Origin of the sequence: Shewanella sp. (assembly GCF_048265805.1) — a bacterium.
Classification (GTDB): Bacteria; Pseudomonadota; Gammaproteobacteria; order Enterobacterales; family Shewanellaceae; genus Shewanella.
In genome coordinates this window covers 186,619-206,417 of sequence record NZ_JBLXAT010000004.1, presented here as the reverse complement: position 1 = coordinate 206,417, position 19,799 = coordinate 186,619, and the positions used below count along the sequence as shown (strand labels likewise).

Sequence of the window (19,799 nt, the reverse complement as noted above, 5' to 3'; positions counted from 1 at the left end):
TTCCATTTGGACTGAATAAGAACGAGGGATTCGGTGAAAAAATTAACGCTATCAATTGTTGTCATTATCGTACTCGTGGCGGCGGGCGCTTGGTACAGCACCCGTATGCCAACCACGCCATTGGCTGATACCAATAGCAGCGAGCTAAACGCTAGCGAACTGATTGCTAAAGGTGAATATGTGGCGCGCGCCAGCGACTGTGTGGCTTGCCACACCATTCCAGATAGTCCTGCGTTTAGCGGTGGCTTGAAGATGGCGACGCCTATTGGGGCCATTTACTCCACTAACATTACGCCAGATAAAACCCACGGCATTGGTCATTACACGCTGGCGGATTTTGATCGGGTGGTGCGTCATGGAGTCGCGCCGGATGGTCATCGACTGTATCCGGCGATGCCATTTCCATCATACGTGAAGCTGAGCGATGACGACGTTAAAGCGCTGTATGCTTACTTTATGCATGGGGTAAAGGCGTCAGATAAACCTAACCAAGAGAGTGATATCCCATGGCCGCTGAACATGCGTTGGCCATTGGCATTTTGGAGCGGATTGTATACTGATAGCGGTAGCTACCAAGCTAAAGCGGACCAAGACGAGCAGTGGAACCGTGGTGCCTATTTAGTACAAGGTGCTGGCCACTGTGGCAGTTGCCATACACCACGTGGCTTAGCCATGCAGGAAAAGGCGTTAGATGAGTCTAGCGAGCAGTTTCTGGCGGGTGCGTTGTTAGATGGTTGGTATGCCCCAAGCTTGCGTAACGATCACAACACTGGCATTGGTCGCTGGAGCGAAGAAGATGTGTATCAGTTCCTCAAAAATGGCCGTAACCAACATGCTGTGGTGTATGGTTCGATGACGGATGCGTACAACAACTCAACCCAGTTTATGTCGGATGAAGATTTGTATGCGATGGCGCACTATCTGAAGTCACTGCCGGGCGATGAGCAGCGCGACGGTAAACCATGGCAGCATGAGCCGACAACGGTAACGGCTAGCATGGCGGCGAAAGATGCGGGTGCTAAAACCTATTTAGCGCGTTGTAGCGCTTGCCACGGTACAGACGGTATGGGCCGCGGTGAATATATTCCACCGTTGGCGGGGGCAACCTCTATGTTGGCAAAAGAGGATGATTCAGCCATCAATGTCACGCTCAACGGTTCAGGCCGTATTGTGAGCCACGGTGTGCCGGATGCGTATCGCATGCCGCCATTCCGCCAACATCTGTCGGATAAAGAGATTGCCGAAGTGCTGAGCTTTATTCGTACCTCGTGGGGTAACCATGGTGGTGCGGTTAAAGTTGAAAATGTTAAAGCGCTGCGGGAAAAAACCGATCCGGCCAGTAGCCAAGTGATTATTCTGCAGATGCGCTAACACCATAGCCGCGTTAACAAGGGTACACTGTGAACGCAGTGTACCTTTTTTTATATTTATCAGTATACTCGGTTCACCAACCGAGCAGCGCTGTAAAGGCTTGCATTACTACATTGCCAAACAGAAAAGGATATCAGGGTGGGGATAGTATATAGATTAGTGGTAAATGATGATGTATCTGCAGCGATAACTTTTGGTGGCATGCCAACCGCTACCGCTGTTCAGCCTGTCAACCCAGCGGGTGATGCGCTAAGTTTATTGGTAGCTATTGATTGTTTTCAGGTTAACCAAGCTATTGGTCAGACGTTGCTACCGAGTGATAAATATATCACGGTGTTTTCCTCTTACAGCCCAACCGACTATTTCCTTGATGAAGTGACCTTTTTTGGCGGAGCTGAAGAACTGGCTAATATTCGACTTGGTTACACGCAAGTGCTGATAACGGATCGCAAGTTGATGCTTGACGGGGTGGTTGGCGGTGCAAAGCTACAGCCGTACGAACTCGATACAGGGGCTTTCCCGGCATTCTCTTTCTTCTCTAATACTGTACCCAATGGGCTAGTAGGTTGCGAATCACTGCTGGATGAATATCTGTTTGTCTGCCAGTTATATTCGGCAGATCTTCCAATATGTGATGGTGAGGCGCTAGGTTTGCGGGATGCGAACGGATATCTGTTTATTCGCAGACAGTGCCGCGGTGACCAACATGATGGTTTGTTCTTTGTGCAGTGCGCTTAGCGCGAGCGTCGGGGCGAGCGCTATGTCACCCCAATATGGCATTAGGCGATTACCAGCTTGGCCAGATCGGCAGGGCGGTAGTACACCGATTTTAATACCTTACCGCGACGCACCAGCTTGCTGCCTTGCTGAAAATCTTCGGCGCATTTGGCAATCAGGTAATCGCCTTTGGTCACGCCCTCAATTTTGATGCCTTGCTCGGCATAATGGGCAATAGTATCTGCCAGCTCTTGCTGAGTGCGGCACACTTTGCTCATGTTGCTGCTGTGTACTTCGTCCCAGCATGGTTCAAATTCAATACCACGGCGGTGCGCCACTTGCAGTAGCACGTCAATCATATAGCTGATGCCAGTGGTGTCATCATCGATATTATCAATGCCCAAGTGCGATAAACGGCCAACCAGCACGTAGATGCTGTCCACAATCGCATCGGCTTGTTCCACTGTGTCTTGTGCTTCGGCCAGCTCTGTTAACTCTTCGGTGATGAGTGAGGTGTGCAGTGTGTCCTGCTGCTCGTTGAGAGAGGCCGCATCGGCCACAGGTAGATCATAGGTGTGGCGAAACTCGCAAATATCATTATAGATTTTGGTAAACAGGGCAGGGGTTAACAGCTGTAATTTCATGGCAGACTCAGCAATATTCAAAACGCGTATGATAAAGGCTGCGCGGCGTGGATTCAAAACTGTGTGCTGTAGCGTGGAGGTTCTAGGTCGGTTGACTCTGTCTCAGCAACTGCGCCTTGTCTAAAACAGGTTTCATCTGCACAAAAATCCGCGCAAGTGCCCTGCTGTGTACGCGCCGCTGATTGGCACTGACAGCGGGGTCACGTACACTATTAGCTTGATAATTGAGGTGAGGTTTCATGGCTGATTTTGAGCAACTGCCACCGGCGATAGTGGCCTATCTGCAACGGCAACACGTGCTGACGCTCGCGACACAGGATGCTGACGGCTTATGGTGTGCCAGCTGTTTCTACTTTTTTGATGCCACCAGTGTTAGCTGTTACTTGATGACCAGCGACAACAGTCGTCACACTCACGCGATGTTAGCTCAGCCGCAGATTGCTGGCACCATTGCTGAGCAAACCCGCAACGTCGCCAAAATCCAAGGGATTCAATTTACCGCCATCGCCAAACGAGTGGCAGAGGCGGAGGAGAAGACGATAAAGGATAAATATTGTGAGCACTTTCCGGTGGCGCGATTAAAGTCAGCGCCGCTGTGGCAGCTTGAACTACACACCATCAAAATGACCGACAACCTGCTAGGATTTGGTAAAAAACATCACTGGCAGCGGGGTTAGCTTTACGTACCGAACGGTTGTTGGCAGAGCAATAAAAAAGAGCACGCTAGGTGCTCTTTTCAGTGAACTGGGTTAACGGCATTACAGAATGAAGCGACTCAAGTCTTCATCGTGTACCAGTGTGTCCAGATGCGCATTAACGTATTCAGCATCAATCACATAGCTGGCGCCAGATTTGTCAGATGCCTCGTAAGAGATATCTTCCATCAAGCGTTCCATAATAGTGTGCAGACGGCGGGCACCGATGTTTTCGGTGCTTTCGTTCACTTGGAACGCCGCTTCGGCAATGCGGTCAATGCCGTCATCGGTGAAGCTAATTTCAACGCCTTCTGTTGCCATCAATGCGCGGTACTGTTCAGTCAGCGCCGCATGTGGCTCGGTTAAAATACGTTTGAAATCGCCCGCCGTCAGTGCGTCTAACTCGACACGGATTGGCAAACGACCTTGCAGCTCAGGGATCAGATCCGAGGGTTTTGACATCTGGAACGCACCCGAGGCGATAAACAGAATGTGGTCGGTTTTCACCATGCCATGCTTGGTGTTAACGGTACAACCTTCTACCAACGGCAGCAGGTCACGTTGTACCCCTTCGCGGGAGACATCAGGGCCGGAGCTTTCGCCACGCTTACAGATTTTGTCGATCTCATCCAAGAATACGATGCCGTGTTGCTCAACCAATTCAATCGCTTGGTCTTTCAGATCTTCTTGGTTCACCAGCTTCGCCGCTTCCTCTTCGGTGAGCTGCTTCATGGCTTCTTTAATCTTCAGTTTGCGACGCTTGGTTGGCGTTTGGCCCATGTTTTGGAACAGGCTCTGCAATTGGTTGGTCATCTCTTCCATGCCGGGAGGCGCCATGATCTCTACGCCCACTTGCGGGCCCATCACGTCGATCTCAATCTCTTTGTCATCCAACTGACCTTCACGCAGTTTTTTGCGGAAAATCTGGCGAGTATGTGATTGCTCGTCTTTCTCACTGTCCCAGTCGTTTTTCGGCTTAGGTAGCAGCGCATCCAACACGCGTTCTTCGGCCGCTTCCTCGGCGCGAGTGCGGCATTTTTTCATCTGCTGCTCGCGGGTCATTTTTACCGCGCTGTCGGTCAGATCGCGAATGATCTGTTCCACTTCTTTACCGACGTAACCCACTTCGGTGAATTTGGTCGCTTCTACTTTGATGAATGGCGCGTTGGCCAGCTTGGCCAGACGACGAGCGATCTCGGTTTTACCGACACCAGTGGGGCCAATCATCAAAATGTTTTTTGGGGTCACTTCATGACGCAGTGCATCATCAAGTTGCATACGGCGCCAGCGGTTACGCAGGGCAATTGCTACCGAACGTTTGGCTTTATTCTGACCGATAATGTGGGTGTCCAACTCATGGACAATCTCGCGGGGGGTCATCTCAGACATATTCTTTCCTCACGCTCCGGCTTAGTAATTCAGTTCTTCAATGGTTTTGAACTGGTTGGTGAACACACAGATATCACCGGCGATGGTCAGCGACTTTTCACAGATGTCGCGTGCGCCCAGTTCAGTATTTTGCAGCAGGGCAATCGCCGCTGACTGCGCGTAGTTACCACCGGAGCCGATGGCAATTAAATCATTTTCTGGCTGCAATACATCACCATTACCGGTGATGATCAGCGAGGCGGAGTGGTCAGCTACTGCTAGCAGCGCTTCTAGCTTGCGCAGGGCGCGGTCGGTACGCCACTCTTTGGCGAGCTCAACGGCAGCCTTCATCAGGTGGCCTTGGTGCATCTCCAACTGCGCTTCAAATTTTTCAAACAGGGTGAAGGCATCGGCAGTACCACCGGCAAAACCGGCAATCACTTTGTTGTGGTACAGACGGCGAACTTTACGCGCGTTGCCTTTCATGACGGTGTTTCCCAATGAAACCTGACCGTCACCCGCCATAACAACCTGATTATTGCGGCGTACTGATACGATTGTGGTCACGATACTTCCTCTCAAATGCTGGTGGGTGAACCAGTGGGTGATACAGCTCTATATGGGGGAGTGCAGTCAAATATCAACTCTCGCTGCGGTAATTCCTGTTGGGTTTAGCCCAAAAAATAAAAAACCGCCACGAGGGCGGTTCTTTTGTGACCGGGCTGTTAACCTTGCCAGTACCAGATCATACAACCGTTAACACCGGCGCGTTGCAGGGTGTGGCGATCGCGTTCGGCTTGGCGTTTTTGATCGTACGGCCCTAATACCACTTTGTACCAATCGCCGCTGGAACCTGCCGATTTACGTACTTGGGCTTCTAAGCCTTGGAAGGCGATCACCGCTTTCAGCTCTTGCGCCTGTGAGTCTTTACGGAATGAACCACATTGCATTTGATATGGACGCGTCGGCTCATTACTGCGTACCGGCACATCCACTTCAACTTGCTTGTTTTCCAGTTCTTTCTGGTAGGTCCATTCCTCTTTTGGCATCGGTGGCAGCGCATCTTTTACTACAGGCGCTTTTACCACCACCTGTTTTTCAGTCGCTGGGGCGACTTTTTCAATCTTTTCGGCTGCGGCTGAAGCCTCATCATCATGCTTTAAAAACCACAACATATAACCAAAGGCCGCAATCACGACCAAGCCCAGTACCAACTTTAAGGGTGATACAGGCCGTGGTGCCGGGGCAGCGGCTTTGGCTGGCGTACTCCGTTTACCGCGCGGCTTGGACTTGCGCGGCTTGCTATTGGCATAGTCGCTTCGCATGAGTTACATCCGCTCCAAAGTCTCAATACCCAGCAAACCTAGACCTTGTTTCAGGGTCTTAGCGGTCAGCTGTGATAACAACAAACGGCTGTCACGGGCGGCTTCATTATCGGCGGCCAATACAGGGCAAGCTTCGTAGAAGCTAGAGAATGCGCCCGCCAGTTCATACAGGTAAGCACACAGTAAATGGGGTTGGCCTTTGTCGACCATCCGCGCCAATACTTCACCAAACTGTGCCAGTTTATTGCCCAGCTCTTTTTCCTTCTCTTCGTTGAGCACGATGGTGGCATTGCTCAAATCGATATCGGCCGCTTTCTTAAAGATGCCCACTACGCGGGTGTATGCGTACAGTAAGTAAGGAGCGGTGTTACCTTCAAAGCTGAGCATTTGGTCAAAGCTGAAGATGTAATCGCTGGCGCGGTTTTTCGACAGGTCAGCATATTTCACCGACGCTACGCCAACCACGCGGGCGATCTCTTCCAGCGTTGCTTGGTCCATATCTGGGTTTTTGCTACGTACCAGTTCAATGGCGCGGCTGTTGGCTTCATCGAGCAGATCAACCAGCTTCACTACGCCGCCAGAACGGGTTTTGAATGGGCGACCATCTTCACCGTTCATGGTGCCAAAGCCCATGTGTTCTAAGGTCATCTCTGGGCGTACAAAACCCGCGGTACGCGCAAGGCTAAATACTTGTTGGAAGTGCAGCGCTTGACGTAAGTCTACAAAGTACAGGGCACGATCGGCGTGCAGCGTACCTGAGCGGTAACGCATGGCGGCTAAGTCGGTGGTGGCATATAGGTAACCGCCATCGGCTTTTTGAATAATAACTGGCAGTGGCTCGCCTTCTTTGGTGCGGAATTCCTCTTGGAACACCACTTTGGCGCCATTGCTTTCAGACAGCAGGCCTTGGGCATCCAAGTCAGCAACAACCTTGGCTAGGTCATCGTTGTAAGCGCTTTCACCGTGCACGTCTTGGCGAGTGAGGCTCACACCTAAACGCTCATATACTTTGTGGCAGTGACTCAGCGAGATGTCATTAAATTCGCGCCACAGTTTATTGCAGTATTCGTTGCCAGATTGCAGTTCAACCACTAAGTGACGAGCGCGGGTAGCAAACGCTTCTGATTCATCAAAACGCACTTTAGCTGCACGATAGAAGGTTTCTAAGTCAGACAGTTCAATGTCAGTGGCTTCACCGTTGGCTGCACGCAACTCTTCCATATAGGCCAGCAGCATACCGAATTGGGTGCCCCAATCGCCGACGTGGTTTTGGCGGATCACTTTATGGTTTAAAAACTCCAGTGCGCGCACTACTGCATCACCAATAATGGTTGAACGCAGGTGACCCACGTGCATCTCTTTGGCGAGGTTAGGTGATGAGTAGTCAACCACCACAGTTTGGGACGTAGGCAAGTTAATACCGAACTTGTCGCTCTGTAGCGCGGCTTGCAGTTGGTTGGCGAGTGCGTGCTCGTCAATAAAGAAGTTGATAAACCCAGGACCAGCAATATCCACTTTGGTCACGTTAGCTGACGCAGGCAGATTGTTGATAATCAACGCGGCCAGTTCCCGCGGATTTTTGCCCGCCAGTTTACTCAGCATCATCGCCAAGTTGGTGGCTAAATCGCCATGTGTTTTATCCTTGGTGCGATCGACCTGAATCCTTGGTGCGGCATCTTCGGGAATAATCCCTTGTTGTTTCAAGGTAGTTACGGTTTGTTCGAGCAAAGATTGAATATGTGCTTTCATTGGCGTTTTATCGACACTGACGACTAATTAGGTGGATAACGGAATAACCGCACATTGTAGCGGTTATCGATTAAAGAAAGCTATGGGGTTAAGTATTTTTATGCGATTGTTGCGCCAATTTTGGTGGTTAAATGGGCAGGCTACAGCAAATCTTGTGGATCGCGGTCGATGGTCCAGCGGCAGCGGCGCGCCAATGGCTGTTGCTCAATGATGGGTAGCACTTGCTCAAAACGTTGTTGCAACAAACGGCGGTCGGCAGCTTGCACCAAGAGATGGCGGCGGTGGAATCCCGCTTTACGATCTAGTGGTGCGGGCATCGGCCCAATTAACTCTAACTGCTCGTGTTGGCCCAACTGCTCAGCAAAATTGCGCAAAAACTGCTCGGCATCTTCGGCTTTGTGCGCCTCAGCGCGGACCAGCACCATGTGCCATACCGGTGGCAGCAGTGCCATGCGGCGGTCTTCCAACTGCGAACGGGCAAACTCGCCATAGCCGCGTTGCAGCAGATCTTGCAGCAGGGGATTATCCCCTTGGTGAGTTTGCAGCAGCACAGTTCCGGGTTTGTTGGCGCGCCCCGCACGGCCAGCCACTTGGGTATATAGCTGACCAAAGCGCTCCGGTGCACGAAAGTCGGCACTGAACAGCGCGCCGTCTACATCCAACAACGCTACTAAGGTAACATCGGGGAAGTGATGGCCTTTGGCCAGCATCTGCGTGCCGACCAAAATGCGAAAACTGCCGCGGTGAATCGCGTTGAGTTGCTGTTCCAACGAGCCTTTGCGGCTGGTGGTATCGCGGTCGATACGCACCACCGGATATTCGGGAAACTCTTTCGTTAAAATGCCTTCGAGCTGCTCTGTGCCGATGCCTTGGCCTTGCAACATGGTGCTGCCACAGTGGTGGCATTGACGCGGAATCGCGTATTGGTTGCCGCAGTGATGACAGCGGATTTCGCCTAATGATTGATGCACGGTAAAGAAGGCATCACAACGGTCACATTCGTGCAGATAACCACATTCGTGGCACAACAGCGCTGGGGCAAAACCGCGACGGTTGAGGAACAGCAACACTTGGTTACCTGCCTGTAGATGGATGCGCATCTCGTTGAACAGCGCTTGCGATACGCCGCCGTGCAGCGGTTGATTGCGAATATCAATCACCCCTTGGCGCGCTTTAACTGCATTGCCCGCACGCTCGTTGAGTTGCAGGTGGTGATAGCGGCCGGAGAGGGCATTGTGCAGTGATTCTAGCGACGGCGTGGCGCTGCCGAGGACGACCGGAATATTCTCCAAATGGCCGCGCATGACGGCTAAATCACGGGCGTGATAACCCACGCTCTCTTGCTGTTTAAAGCTGCTGTCGTGCTCTTCATCGAGAATGATCACGCCGGGCCATGCCATTGGCGTAAAGAGTGCCGAGCGTGTGCCGATGATGATCGCTGCTTCGCCACTACGGGCTTGGCGCCAAGCATCGAGCCGTTGCTTGTCGGTGAGACCGGAGTGGAGCACCGCCATCGGTACTTGAAAGCGATGTTTAAAGCGGTTGATGGTTTGCGGGGTTAGACCGATTTCAGGCACTAGCACTAGCGCTTGTTTGCCCGCACGCAGCATGGTTTCAATCAGTGCCAGATAGACTTCTGTTTTGCCTGAGCCGGTTACGCCTTCCAGCAAACTGCAATGGTAGCCTTGTTGGTGATTTAACGTTGCCACCGCCACCGCTTGCTGCTTATTAAGCTGATGCGGTGTTTCACCCATTTTTAGCTCATCGCGCCAGCTAATATCGGTCGTAGTGGGCCGTTGGTAAATCCCTACCCAATCGCGTTCGCGCAATGCTTTAAGGCCGCTAGCACTGAGTTCCAATGCTTGAAACTCTTCCACGGTCAGTTCGCTGCCTTTGAGTAGCTCTAGAATCTTTTTCTGCGCCGGCGCACGGTTGAGGCTGGTGAGTTCCGCTTGCTCACCTTTGTCTGTCAGCGCGTAGTAGCGGATGCACTCTGGCTGGGCACTCGCGCCTTTGCGTAAGGCGACTGGAATCGCCTGCGACAACATCATGCCGTGACTACAAAAATAATATCTTGCTGCCCATTCCGTCAGTTTATACAGTGGTTCGTTGAGCAGCGGTTCATCGTCTAGCACCCGCAAAATATTACGGATTTTTTGTGGTGGCAGGTCGCAGCTATCGTTGATGTTGGTCACTAAGCCAATCAACTTTTGCGGGCCAAATTGCACCTCAACACGCACGCCCGGTTGCAGTGGTGTGGTGATCGAGTCAGGGATGCGGTAGCTAAAGTTTTGCCGTAACGGGACAGGAAGAGCGATTTCGGCAAATTGCGACATGAAAAATAGCGTCAATAATAAAAAGGGGCGTCGGCTCAGTTTACCTATAGTGGCAAGACAGGGCTAGCCATCGCGGAATAAAACCCACTAACTCATGCTTCACGGAGTAGAAACTTAATGAAATGGACGTCAATGTTTATCTGGTTGTTCGTCACTGTCAGCTGTGGCTTTATGCCGTGCTCCATGGCGGATGTGGCGCACGTTAGCATCAATTTACGCATGTTTGATGTGGGGAAATTGCCGTTATTGAAAATCAATATTGTGTCTAATGTCACCGATACGGATCGCTTTCAATTTATCATGCATCAAGCCAGCGGCGATGAGCGGCTGATGGTCAGCCGTATCAATGACTTTATGTTGTTGGTACAAGGTATTGATGAGGTGACCGACAAACAAGCGGTGCTGCAAGTTAAAGAGTATCGCGACAACTATTGGATGGATGTGGCGACATTGCCGCTGTTTGTTGACTCAGTGCCAGTTGGCTCTCCACCCGATCATAAAAAGCTAGCGCTGTATAAACGGCCACCTGCGACTGTCCCCCTGCACAGCGCTACGTTATCAACCGCTGCCACTCCGGCAACAAGTCAACCCGCTACGTTGGTTGCCTCGGTGTCCACTGTCAGCATGGCAAGTAGGCCTGCAACCGTTACGCCCCCTGTGGTTACGGCCGTTGCGAGTAAGCCTGCCATCGTCGTTGCTGCGGTAGATACTGCCGCTGTAAGCAAGCCCACCACCATTGTTGAACGAGTGGATACAGTGACTGATGCGCTCCCCGTGGATGCCGTCACCGCTGCGGCCAGTCGCGCGCCCGTTGTCACCGTGCCAACGGGCTGCATGTTGGAATACGACGGTGAACAGACGTTATGGCGGCTAGCGTCGCGCTATGCCAAAGAGTGGCAAACCAATGTGTACGCCGCCGCTATTGGCATTTTTGAAACCAACCCCAAAGCGTTCGCCCAAGGTAAGCTGTCTGGTTTGCGCCGAGGTGCCATATTACAGTGTCCCAGCAGCGAAGCGTTGGCTCAGTATGCTGATAAGCGGGTAGCAGAGAAGAAGTTTGATAGCCTGCTGTAACACGCCATTGCTGAGGGCTAGTGGTGTTATCGAACGGCAGGTTGGATGATGCGCGGCTAAGCCTGCCATAGCAGAGTATGCGGCGAACTATATTCGCGTAGTGATGCTTGAATTAACTACAGTGATGGCGTAGAATCCTGCGCCCTAAACATATTGTATTTAACCGCATGTGGTGCTCAACTTCGGGTTGGGAGAGCGACATGGCCTTAAATTTGAGGTAATCCCTATGAAACCAGGTATCCATCCTGAATACGCAGAAATCACTGCTACTTGCACTTGTGGTAACGTGATCAAAGTCCCCTCAACTGCTGGTAAAAACCTGCACTTGGACGTTTGTGGTGCATGTCACCCATTCTACACTGGTACCCAGAAAGTTGTTGATACCGGTGGTCGTATCGAAAAATTCAACAAACGTTTCGGTGCTCTGGGCAAAAAATAATTGCCAACGCACAGATTCTGAAAAAGGCGTTCCAATGGACGCCTTTTTCTTTGCCTATAGCGTGCAACCGTGGCGCCTGTCATTCCTCTGCCGTACAACACTCTCGCGAATTTTAATTAGCACAATCGGTAATATTATTTAAATATATTTCACTAAAGTAATATTATATCGATAAAAGAACGCTTTTTCTGAAAGTAGATTTCAACATTGATTGCTTATTTCATCAGGCCTTATGTAAAGTAACTTTTGAACATAAAATAAATAATTACTGTGGTTGGATGAGCACTGTTTAATAGCGAATAGTGTTTTATTAATGGCCAATTTCAAGTATTGTTAGCGGCCAAATTTGTATTAAGTCACGTCCTATCAAATAATCAATGTGATCTAAATAGCAAATATTGAAGCACAGTATTTTTTGGCTTGAATTTCAGGAAAGATAGATGACCGATTTCCGTCAACGCGCACTCGATTACCATGAATTCCCTGTTCCAGGAAAAACCGCGGTAACGCTCACTAAATCAGCAGAAAGCAGCATGGATCTTGCGCTGGCATATAGCCCCGGTGTGGCTGAGCCAGTACGTGAAATCGCCGATAATGCTGACAATGCTTATCGTTTTACCAATAAAGGTAACACTGTGGCTGTTATCTCAAATGGTACCGCTATTTTGGGACTCGGTAATCTTGGACCGCTAGCATCAAAACCCGTTATGGAAGGAAAAGCGTTATTATTTAAACGTTTTGCCAATATTGATGCCACCGATATTCAGGTTAAACATCGTACAAGTGAAGATTTTATTAATACCGTTGAGTCGATTGCCGATACTTTTGGCGGTATTAACTTGGAAGATATTAAAGCACCAGAGTGTTTTGAAATTGAACGTGAATTAATTACGCGTTGTGATATTCCGGTATTTCATGATGACCAACACGGCACCGCAATTGTTACTGCTGCAGGTATGTTGAACGCGTTAGAAATCCAAGGTAAGAACATTGCAGAAGCGGTGTTTGTTTGCCTTGGTGCTGGCGCTGCCGCGATTGCGTGTATGAGCCTGCTGATCAAATGTGGTGCTAAGCGCGAAAACATCTTCATGTTAGACCGCAAAGGCGTGATCCACAGTGGTCGTGACGATCTCAATGAATATAAAGCACTGTTTGCTACGCCCACAGACAAACGTACTCTGCGTGATGCCATCGCGGGTGCTGACGTGTTCTTAGGCTTGTCAGGTGCCAACCTGCTGGGTGCTGAAGAGTTAGCGTTGATGGCAGAAAAGCCAGTTATCTTTGCTTGTTCAAACCCAGATCCTGAGATCAGCCCAGCTATCGCACATGATACTCGCCAAGACTTGATCATGGGCACCGGCCGTAGCGATTACCCTAACCAAGTGAACAACGTATTGTGTTTCCCATTCATTTTCCGCGGAGCATTGGATGTGCGCGCCCGTGAAATTAATGATGAAATGAAATTGGCTGCGGTACACGCCTTGGCTGAGTTGGCCAAAGAGGACGTGCCAGCATCAGTATTGGCGGCCTATCCCGGGATTGATAGCCTTAGCTTTGGCGCTGATTATGTGTTGCCAAAACCGATGGATCCACGTTTGTTGCCGCGCGTGGCCGCTGCCGTAGCACAAGCGGCTGTGGCCTCAGGTGTCGCCCAATTGACGACGATTCCTGATTACACTGAGCTGTAAGCCAAGCCCGCGTTAGCATAGAGAATGCCCTCAACTGATGAGGGCATTTTTGTTGCTCATGGAGGAGGTTGCGTTTTGCTACCTTCTGCTGAATAATCAAAAGCCTCGCGGGTCAAATGTTGGATTTTGGCCAGAAATTATCGGTGATCAGGAAGGCCAACCGATGGAACTCACCCGACTTCTCACCATTCGCTTATCGCGTTTCTGGTTATTGTCATTAACGTTGACCTTAGCCGTTGGCCTCGTGGTCGCCGCGATGGCCTACTCCCAACTGACTTACCGTTTCCAGCAGCACAATATCACCGCCATTGAACAAGCCTTTAATCGCCACGTGCATCGGCAAGATATGGATGATGCCAACCTGTGGCTGCCTGATCTGCTCAAAGCTACCGACACCCTGCAAGCGCGAGTGTGGAATGGGCAAGAGTTAGTGTATGAATACCACAGTGCTGAGTCGCCCGATCTGCCACGCGTGATAGATATTCAACTGCCGCAGCAACCCAATTTACGGGTGCAGTTGTTGATGCCGCAGCCGTTATGGCGCTATCTGCCCAATCGTTACGAAGTGGGCGTCTTGCTACTGGGGCTACTGTGTTTTGGGGTGATCACGCGTCGCGGCTACTTATGGTATCGCGAGCAGTTGGTCGGCCTCGAAACCATTGGTGAGCGCTGCCACCTCATCCTTAAAGGACGCTTTGAACAAGCGCGCGGGCGCTATAGCAAAGGCCATCCTCGCTTTATCAATCGTGCCATTTCATTGCTGTTAGATGAGTTAGTTGAAGCCAAAAAAGATCGTGCGCGCTTTGATACTTTTATCCGCAGCAATACCTTCCTCGACCACGAAACCCACATCGGTAACCGCTTATTTTTCGATAGTCGTTTAGATGCTTTGAGTAGCCACAGCGGCATGATGTCGCATGGGGTGCTAATGTTATTGGAGTTTGAGGAACTGGATCAGCTACACAGCGAGTTAGGCGATCATGGTCTCAAGGAATATCTCACACTCAATGTGGAGCATATGCGGCGCTTATTGCAATCGCAGGCAAACAGCGTATTTGCGCGCCGTAGCTACAGCCAGTTTGCCATTTTGGTGACACAAATTAACTTGGCAGAAGCTGAACAGTTGGGCTCAAGATTAGTCAAACTCTGTGCGAGTTTAGCGCCTCCGGGGAGTAGCGCTAACCAAAGTTTATGTCACCTTGGCTGTGCCTATTTTAAGTTGGGTGATGAACAGCAACAGATAGTAGAAGAAGCAGAGATGGCGTTGCGCGCGGCGCAAATGCAAGGCAGTAATAACTGGTTCATGTATGACAAAGGCGCAGTAGATCAAGAGTTTGCTCGTGGTTCAGTGCGTTGGCGTACCTTCTTAGAAATGGCACTGACTGACAAACGATTTGTCGCCTTTGCCCAGCCAGTGATTGATGTTGATGGCATAGTGCAACAGCGGGAGATATTTACCCGAGCGCGGGAAACCAACGGTAACTTAGTGCGGGCAACACTGTTTTTACCTATGGCAATCAAGTGTGGCCTGATCGCGCCGATAGAACAGTTAATTGTTGAAAAAGTGATTCAACATCTTTTGGTTGCTGGCAGCGGTGATGAACAATATAGCGTGAACTTGTCGTTTGAAACCTTGATGAATAATGACTTTTTCCGTTGGCTTAAGCGCATCATGTTGGAACACCGTGACCTGATGCCGCGGTTAACTGTCGAAGTTGATGAAGCATTTGCTAGCCGTGAATTAGCTGCGTTAAGCCCAAGATTGCAGAGCATTAAAATGATGGGCGCGCGGATTGCGGTTGATCATGTAGGGCAGGAGTTAGTCAGTACCCAATATATTGTGGAAGTGGGCTTTAACATAGTGAAGCTGCATCGCTCTTTGGTTAAGCAGATTCATTTACGGCCAGAGAACCAACTGTATATTCGCAGTTTATTGGGGAGTTTGCCATTGGCGGATATCAGCGTGGTGGCAGAGGGGGTTGAGTTACTGGAAGAGTGGCAAACCCTGAAAATTCTCGGTGTTGGGGCTGCCCAAGGTGCGCTGTTTAGTGAGCCTGTGGCAGTGGAATAACTGGTTTGCAGGGATGAAAGCAGATCGATCACGCAACTTTTGCATCATTAACAGACTATTCTGTGTAAAATGAACAGATTAGCGTGTAGCATGCTAATTAATTTGTTGGTTATTTAGCGACCAGCGCTCCCGTTCGCCGGTGGCACATTAGCAGATGAGAACCCAAAGCAATATGACAACTGCGGCGTTAAAACGATGGCAATTCTGGCGCGAACGTTGCCCAAAACAGCAACTGGGCGTATTTATTGGTGTACAAGCGGCTTGGGTTTCCAGCACGGCGGAGCCTGATAAAATTCGCTTCTATGCCCATCAGCGCGATTGGAACAAGCTGTGGGATAAAATTGCAGATGATTTTGATGAGTCACAAGTACAAATTGTGCTTGGGGCTGGGCAGTATCAATTGTTAGCGGCTGACAAACCTGCCGTTGCTGATGATGAAATTCCGCAGGCGTTACTGTGGAGCGTTAAAGATATGGTGGCGACTCCCGTTACCAATATTCACCTCGACTATTTTGAATTTCCCTCCAAAGCGATCAATAAACTGCAAGTGGTGGTCACCGAAAAGCAGCAGATGATGCAACTCGCCCAAGCGGTTGAGGCACATGATTTTGCACTGCAAGGGATCAGCATTGAAGAGCTGATGCTGGCCAACCTGTTTGGTAATGAACCACAAGCGCGTTTAGTGCTGAGCCATCTGCCCAGTGAAGAGGTGCTGCTGACGGTAGTACGTGATGGTGAGTTGTGGATGCAGCGCCGTTTACGCGGTTTTAGTGGCTTAGATAGTTTCAGTGCCGATGACTTACAGCAACGCATTGCCGACGCGTTAAGCCTAGAAATCCAGCGCTCAATGGACTTTTTTGAGAGCCAACTGCGCCAAGCGCCAGTGAGTTCTATCGAGTTACTGTGTGGCGGTGAAAAGCAACTGCTTGCCCAATTAGTGGCTGCCAACTTTAATCAGCCAGTGAATCTGGTTGCCGCCCATGATATTGGTGGCAAACTGGCTCAACTTAGTTGCCTAGAATTGGCGCGGGAGGTCGAATGAGCAAGACCCGCATCAATTTATTCAACCATACGTTACTGCCACCCAAACAACGCCTTACTTTAAAAACACTTGGGCTAGCGAGTGCGGCAATACTGCTGCTTGGCGGCGTTGCTATCGGCTTGATGGGATATTTCAACGGCCAACTGCAAGCGGATGCCGCACAGACCAAAGCACAATTAGCCAGCCAGCAAACGCAGTTAGCACAGCTACAAAAGCAACTACAACAACACCAACCTAATCCTGCCTTGCAGGCTGAAGTGAAGCTGCAGCAGCAAGAGTTGCAGCTCAAATCACTGCTGCTTAACGAGCTGGCGCAGCGGGAGCAGTTAAAATCTGTCGGCTTTACCGAAAAATTACAAGAACTTGCCAAGGTATCGAATGGCAATATCTGGCTGACACATCTACATTTTGATGAGCAAAAGATGGTTTTTGAAGGTTATGGCAGTAGCCCAGAAGCGGTACCTGATTGGATTGCTCGATTATCGTTAACTCAGAGCTATCGTGGTAAAGCGTTTGCCTCCATGACCATGGCTAGGGAAGAAGGTAAGCCGTTGGCGTTTAAACTCACCACGGAAGCTGAGGAGAAAGACGCTCAATGAATTTTCTGAGCAAATTAGCGCAGCAATACAATCCGTTATCAATGCGTGAACGGCTATTGATTGCTATTGTCTGCTGGCTGGTTGTTGCCACGGTGATTTTCTTGCCTCTAGATAGCCAATGGAGCCAACATCAGCAACTGGCACAGCAACAAGCGGGACAACAAAAACAGCTTGCAGGTGTTGATACGCAAATCACCTTGTTGCAACAGCGCCTGCTGGAAGATCCCAACAAAGAGCTGCGGGCGCAACAGCTACAACTGGTGAGCCAAATCCATTCTGTCGATCAGCAACTGACCGAACAAACGGTTGACTTGATCCCCGCCGAAAAAATGCCTGCGCTGCTAGCGCAACTGCTTAAACAAAGCCGTGGTGTGACGTTATCAAGTTTTCAATCTATTGCGCCTGTGCCATTGCTGGTAGTGGGCGATAAACAAGCGGGGGAAATGAATCTGTTTAGTCACGGCATAGTGCTGACCTTTGAGGGAGACTATTTTGCGGTGATGAAATTTGTACAAGCAGTTGAAGCACTGCCAGAAAAACTCTATTGGAAGTCACTGGATTATCAGGTCGATGAATATCCTAATGCCAAAGTGGCGTTATCGCTTTACACCCTCAGCATCAATAAGGATTTTATCAGTGTTGCGGCAAATTAGTGGCTTAGCTTTATTGCTGGCGCTGCCGGTGATGGCGGCGGACCTGCGCGATCCGACCTTGCCACCTGCGGGCTGGCAAATTGATACCAGCGCTGCCGCACAAACGGCCAGTGACACAAGTTTGGTGTTGAACGCCATCATTACCGGCGCGGCAGGTAAACGCGCGGTGATCAATAACCAACGCTATCATGTGGGCGATAAGGTCAACGGTGTGACCATTAGCGCTATTGACGACCATCAAGTATCACTGGCGAATGGCAACAAATTACGGTTGTTTGAGCCAGTGACGGCGCCAAATAAGAAGAGATAACAATGAAGAATAAACTGTCCTTACTCTTTTGCTGTCTGACATTCGCGCTCACGGGCTGTCAACTCATTGGCCGTCCGGCGCCGACAGCCTCCAAGGAAGCGCTCAACAACGCCGTGCAAGCGGATAACAGCAAAGCCAATGTTCCCGCCGCGGCACCTATGCCTAGTGCATTGCAGCAAGAGCTGACAGGCGGTGGCTTACTGGCAGGGGTAGAGCAGGCACCGCCAGAGAAACGCTTTAATGTGTCGGCGCATGATGTTGATGCCAAAGTATTTTTTAACAGCCTAGTGGAAGATTCGCCGTTGAGTGTTGCTGTGCACCCCAGCGTCAGCGGCACGATTTCGTTATCACTGAAAGGGGTGACGCTGCCGGAAGTGCTTAAAGTGGTGCAGGATATCTACGGCTACGAGATCTCCCGTTCGGGCAAAGTATTGCAGATCTATCCTGCGGGAATGCGTAGCGAAACCTTCTCGGTTAACTACCTGTATATGGAGCGCGAAGGGTTATCGTTGACTTCCGTTAGCTCCGGTCGCATCACCGACAGCAACAATAATAACAGTGGTTCGTCCAATAATGGCTTTGGTAACAACAGCTTTGGCGGAGGCGATAACGGCAGTAATAATTTTGGTGGTGGTAATCGCAATAACAACAGCAATACCACTAACGGCACCTTTATCTCTTCTAAAACCAAAACGGATTTTTGGGGCAAGCTGCAACAAACCTTAGAATCGATCATTGGCACCAATGGCGGTGGTCGCAGTGTGGTGGTCAGCCCACAAGCTGGGTTAGTGACTGTGCGTGCCTTTCCTAATGAGCTGCGGCAGATCCGCCAGTTCTTAAGCCAATCTGAGCAGCACTTGCAGCGCCAAGTCGTGCTGGAGGCCAAGATTGTCGAAGTCCGTTTGTCTGATGGATATCAGCAAGGGATTCAGTGGGACAACGTGCTTGGCACCGCCATGGCTAATGGTAATACCTCGTTCAATTTTGGCACCTCGCCCGGTACTATCGGCAATAGTGTCAGCCAGAGCTTAGGCGGAGTGACTTCATTCTCGTTTAACCATAATAGCGCCGACGGTAACTCTGATTTTGGTGGCTTGATTAGCCTGCTGAAAACCCAAGGTGATGTGGATGTACTTTCTAGCCCACGAGTAACGGCTTCTAATAACCAAAAAGCGGTGATCAAAGTGGGTACCGACGAATATTACGTGACCAACGTGTCCACCTCGACCATCGCCAGCGCCTCAACTTCCACCATCACTCCCGATGTGGAACTGACGCCGTTCTTCTCTGGTATCGCCTTGGATGTCACGCCGCAGATTGATGCCGATGGCAACGTGCTGTTGCATGTGCATCCGTCAGTGACGGAAGTGTCTGAGCAAAACAAAACCATCAGTGCGGGCAGTGCGGAACCGTTGGAGCTGCCGTTGGCGCAGAGTGAGATCCGTGAATCTGATACGGTGATCCGTGCTCGCTCCGGTGATGTGGTGGTGATTGGCGGTTTGATGAAGAGCGATAGTCAGAATCAAGAATCGAAAGTGCCGTTGTTGGGTGATATCCCCATACTCGGCCAGCTGTTTACCAACAAAGTGACCACAGTGAATAAAACCGAGTTGGTCATTTTGATTAAACCAACAGTGGTTGATGCCAATACGTGGCAGCAGCAGTTGCGTCAGTCGCAATCCTTGTTGGATCGCTGGTATCCAACGAGCCATTAAGCC

Annotated in this window: 18 protein-coding genes; 12 read left to right on the top strand and 6 right to left on the bottom strand. The window is 50.4% G+C overall.

Going from position 1 to position 19,799, the window contains the following annotated elements; translation table 11 throughout:
• Window positions 1-33 precede the first annotated feature (33 nt).
• Window positions 34-1,371 carry a c-type cytochrome gene (locus tag ACN0TT_RS04445; protein WP_417760940.1) on the top strand — a complete coding sequence of 446 codons (1,338 nt, stop codon included), beginning with the start codon at window positions 34-36 and terminating at the stop codon, window positions 1,369-1,371.
• A 138-nt stretch (window positions 1,372-1,509) separates the two neighbouring features.
• The gene (locus ACN0TT_RS04440) at window positions 1,510-2,109 is read left to right on the top strand and encodes a hypothetical protein (protein WP_417760939.1); all 600 of its coding nucleotides are present in this window, start codon (window positions 1,510-1,512) and stop codon (window positions 2,107-2,109) included.
• Window positions 2,110-2,150: 41 nt separating this feature from the next.
• On the opposite strand, the gene ACN0TT_RS04435 is transcribed toward ACN0TT_RS04440, so the two are convergent.
• Complete coding sequence (locus ACN0TT_RS04435) at window positions 2,151-2,732, bottom strand: nucleoside triphosphate pyrophosphohydrolase family protein (RefSeq protein ID WP_417760938.1); 582 nt, start codon at window positions 2,730-2,732, stop codon at window positions 2,151-2,153.
• Window positions 2,733-2,971: 239 nt separating this feature from the next.
• On the opposite strand from ACN0TT_RS04435, the gene ACN0TT_RS04430 reads away from it, so the two are divergent.
• On the top strand, window positions 2,972-3,409 hold the full coding sequence (locus ACN0TT_RS04430) for a YhbP family protein (protein ID WP_417760937.1): 438 nt from the start codon (window positions 2,972-2,974) through the stop codon (window positions 3,407-3,409).
• 81 nt (window positions 3,410-3,490) lie between these two features.
• Here the strand turns inward: ACN0TT_RS04430 and hslU are convergent, their stop codons facing one another.
• The 5 genes from hslU to priA all read right to left on the bottom strand — a co-directional run bounded on the left by hslU (window position 3,491) and on the right by priA (window position 10,205).
• Window positions 3,491-4,816 carry an HslU--HslV peptidase ATPase subunit gene (hslU, locus tag ACN0TT_RS04425; RefSeq protein WP_417760936.1) on the bottom strand — a complete coding sequence of 442 codons (1,326 nt, stop codon included), beginning with the start codon at window positions 4,814-4,816 and terminating at the stop codon, window positions 3,491-3,493.
• Window positions 4,817-4,837: 21 nt separating this feature from the next.
• Window positions 4,838-5,362, bottom strand: coding sequence for an ATP-dependent protease subunit HslV (gene hslV / locus ACN0TT_RS04420; RefSeq protein WP_207354491.1), 525 nt, complete (start codon window positions 5,360-5,362; stop codon window positions 4,838-4,840).
• A gap of 158 nt (window positions 5,363-5,520) precedes the next feature.
• Window positions 5,521-6,120 (bottom strand): SPOR domain-containing protein, encoded by a 600-nt coding sequence (locus tag ACN0TT_RS04415; RefSeq protein WP_417760935.1) that lies wholly within the window; start codon window positions 6,118-6,120, stop codon window positions 5,521-5,523.
• 3 nt (window positions 6,121-6,123) lie between these two features.
• Entirely contained in the window at window positions 6,124-7,869 is a 1,746-nt protein-coding gene (argS, locus tag ACN0TT_RS04410) for an arginine--tRNA ligase (protein WP_417760934.1), read from the bottom strand.
• 140 nt (window positions 7,870-8,009) lie between these two features.
• Window positions 8,010-10,205 (bottom strand): primosomal protein N', encoded by a 2,196-nt coding sequence (gene priA, locus ACN0TT_RS04405; RefSeq protein WP_417760933.1) that lies wholly within the window; start codon window positions 10,203-10,205, stop codon window positions 8,010-8,012.
• Between the two features lie 117 nt (window positions 10,206-10,322).
• Between priA and ACN0TT_RS04400 the strand changes: the two genes are divergently transcribed.
• The 9 genes from ACN0TT_RS04400 to mshL all read left to right on the top strand — a co-directional run bounded on the left by ACN0TT_RS04400 (window position 10,323) and on the right by mshL (window position 19,796).
• Window positions 10,323-11,279: a hypothetical protein gene (locus ACN0TT_RS04400; protein WP_417760932.1), complete on the top strand. Its 957-nt coding sequence runs from the start codon at window positions 10,323-10,325 to the stop codon at window positions 11,277-11,279.
• Between the two features lie 226 nt (window positions 11,280-11,505).
• Window positions 11,506-11,718: a 50S ribosomal protein L31 gene (gene rpmE, locus ACN0TT_RS04395; RefSeq protein WP_417760931.1), complete on the top strand. Its 213-nt coding sequence runs from the start codon at window positions 11,506-11,508 to the stop codon at window positions 11,716-11,718.
• A gap of 440 nt (window positions 11,719-12,158) precedes the next feature.
• Window positions 12,159-13,406, top strand: a complete 1,248-nt coding sequence (locus tag ACN0TT_RS04390) for a malic enzyme-like NAD(P)-binding protein (RefSeq protein WP_417760930.1) — start codon at window positions 12,159-12,161, stop codon at window positions 13,404-13,406.
• Window positions 13,407-13,569: 163 nt separating this feature from the next.
• Window positions 13,570-15,477, top strand: a complete 1,908-nt coding sequence (csrD, locus tag ACN0TT_RS04385) for an RNase E specificity factor CsrD (protein ID WP_417760929.1) — start codon at window positions 13,570-13,572, stop codon at window positions 15,475-15,477.
• Between the two features lie 154 nt (window positions 15,478-15,631).
• Complete coding sequence (locus ACN0TT_RS04380; RefSeq protein WP_417760928.1) at window positions 15,632-16,519, top strand: MSHA biogenesis protein MshI; 888 nt, start codon at window positions 15,632-15,634, stop codon at window positions 16,517-16,519.
• On the top strand, window positions 16,516-17,118 hold the full coding sequence (locus ACN0TT_RS04375) for a PilN domain-containing protein (protein ID WP_417760927.1): 603 nt from the start codon (window positions 16,516-16,518) through the stop codon (window positions 17,116-17,118). The genes ACN0TT_RS04380 and ACN0TT_RS04375 overlap by 4 nt, the downstream gene beginning before the upstream one ends.
• On the top strand, window positions 17,115-17,771 hold the full coding sequence (locus ACN0TT_RS04370) for an MSHA biogenesis protein MshJ (RefSeq protein ID WP_417760926.1): 657 nt from the start codon (window positions 17,115-17,117) through the stop codon (window positions 17,769-17,771). The genes ACN0TT_RS04375 and ACN0TT_RS04370 overlap by 4 nt, the downstream gene beginning before the upstream one ends.
• Window positions 17,755-18,081, top strand: coding sequence for an MSHA biogenesis protein MshK (locus tag ACN0TT_RS04365; RefSeq protein ID WP_417760925.1), 327 nt, complete (start codon window positions 17,755-17,757; stop codon window positions 18,079-18,081). The genes ACN0TT_RS04370 and ACN0TT_RS04365 overlap by 17 nt, the downstream gene beginning before the upstream one ends.
• A gap of 2 nt (window positions 18,082-18,083) precedes the next feature.
• Window positions 18,084-19,796: a pilus (MSHA type) biogenesis protein MshL gene (gene mshL / locus ACN0TT_RS04360; protein ID WP_417760924.1), complete on the top strand. Its 1,713-nt coding sequence runs from the start codon at window positions 18,084-18,086 to the stop codon at window positions 19,794-19,796.
• The last annotated feature ends 3 nt before the right edge of the window (window positions 19,797-19,799 follow it).